The sequence below is a fragment of the Tissierellales bacterium genome, assembly GCA_035301805.1.
Classification (GTDB): Bacteria; Bacillota; Clostridia; order Tissierellales; family DATGTQ01; genus DATGTQ01.
This window is the reverse complement of sequence record DATGTQ010000100.1, coordinates 1-2029: the sequence shown is the minus strand read 5'-3', so window position 1 is coordinate 2029 and position 2029 is coordinate 1. Positions and strand designations below refer to the sequence as shown.

2 protein-coding genes are annotated in these 2029 nt (G+C 27.4%); both read left to right on the top strand.

What is annotated here, in order from left to right; all coding sequences use genetic code 11:
* Positions 1-196: hypothetical protein (locus VK071_04715; GenBank protein ID HLR34616.1), on the top strand; the 196-nt coding region annotated here is incomplete at its 5' end.
* A gap of 80 nt (positions 197-276) precedes the next feature.
* The coding region (locus tag VK071_04710; GenBank protein ID HLR34615.1) for an HsdR family type I site-specific deoxyribonuclease at positions 277-2029 on the top strand (1753 nt) is incomplete at its 3' end.

Sequence of the window (2029 nt, the reverse complement as noted above, 5' to 3'; positions counted from 1 at the left end):
TGATCAAAAAAAGATTATAAAATATATATTAAACAAAGAAAATTATAGTGCTACTATTGAAAATTATACTAAAAAGAATAAGTCATCAGACTATAAAAAAGTGAATAAAGATATGAATTATTTAACTGATATTGGAATACTAACTAAATCTAAAGAAGGAAGACATAATCTATACTCTATTAATGTTATTAAATAAAGCTAGTCAAAGGACTAGCTTTTATTTTTTGCAAAAAATCATTATAATTATAATATAAACTTAAACCTAGGGGGAATAAAATGTTTACAGAAGAAAGCTTAGAAAATGTAGTCATAGAATACCTAAAAGAAATTGACTACAAATATATACATGGGAGTAACTTAAACAGAGATAACAAAGAAGTGCTTTTACTAGAAATATTAGAAGAAGCACTTATAAATATAAATAAAGAAATACCAAAAAGCTCAATAAAAGAAGCAATAAGAAAAATACGTACATTTGAAACTAATGACGTATTTACAAACAATAAGCTATTTCACAAATACTTAACAGAAGGTGTTGAAGTAACAGACTTTATAAATGGAGAAAATAAGTATTACACTATAAAATTAATTGATTATGAAAACATAGAAAACAATAACTTTTTAGTAGTAAACCAATTAGAAATAGTGGAAGATGGCAATAAAAAAATACCCGATGTAATAATATACATAAATGGTATACCAATAATATGTATGGAATTAAAAAGTACTTCTCGTGAAGAGGTAGATATAGAAGATGCATATAAGCAATTAATGAATTATAAAGAAGTACATATACCATCATTATTTTACTACAATGCATTTTTAGTAATAAGTGATGGAGTAAATACTAAAGCAGGTACTATTACAGCACCTATAGATAGATTTATGGCATGGAAAAAAGTTAATGGAGATGAAGAAATAAAAGATTTATTCTCAATAGACTACAAAAACCTAGATACATTAATTTATGGTATGTTTGATAAAAATAGAGTATTAGACATTATAAAAAACTTCATACTATTTACTCCAAAAGGAAAAATAATGGCTCAATATCATCAATACTACGGTATGAAAAAAGCTATAAATTCAGTAGTTCATGCAGTAAAAAATGACGGTAGAGCAGGGGTAATTTGGCATACTCAAGGAAGTGGTAAGAGTTTTTCTATGACTTTCTTAGCAGGTAACTTAGTAAAGCATAATAAGTTAAACAATCCAACTATATTAGTAATAACGGATAGAAATGATTTAGATGGTCAATTATATGATACTTTTAGTTCAGCCTATGAGTTTTTAAGGCAAGAGCCTATAAAATGTGAAAGTAGATTAGATGTTCGTGAGATATTAGAAGGAAGAAAAACAGGTGGTGTGATATTTTCTACTATTCAAAAATTTGTAGAAGAAACAGGCTTATTAAGTAATAGAGAAAATATTGTTGTAATGGTAGATGAAGCTCACCGTACTCAGTACAATATAGATGGAAAATTAGATACTAATACTGGTGAGATAAAGTATGGTTATGCAAAATATTTAAGAGAATCGCTACCTAATGCAACATATATAGCATTTACTGGTACTCCTATAGAAACAACTGATAAATCAACTTATGGGGTATTTGGTGATTTGATAGATGTATATGATATGACACAAGCTGTAGAGGATGGAGCTACTGTTAAAATATATTATGAATCAAGACTAGCTAGAGTAAAATTAGATAGACAAAAAATGGATTTAATTGATAAGGAATACTACAATATGCAAGTTAATGAAGATGTAGAGGAGTATGTAGTTGAGCAAAGTCAAAATCAAATGTCTCGTATGGAACAAATTATTTGTGATGAAGATAGAATAAAACAGGTTGTAAAAGATATTATAGCTCACTATGAAGATAGAGAAAATCTAGTAGCAGGAAAGGCTATGATAGTTGCATATTCTAGAAAAGCAGCATATATGATGTATAAGGAAATCCTAGAGCAAAGACCAAGTTGGAATAATAAGGTTAAAATGGTTATGACAACAAATAATCAAGACA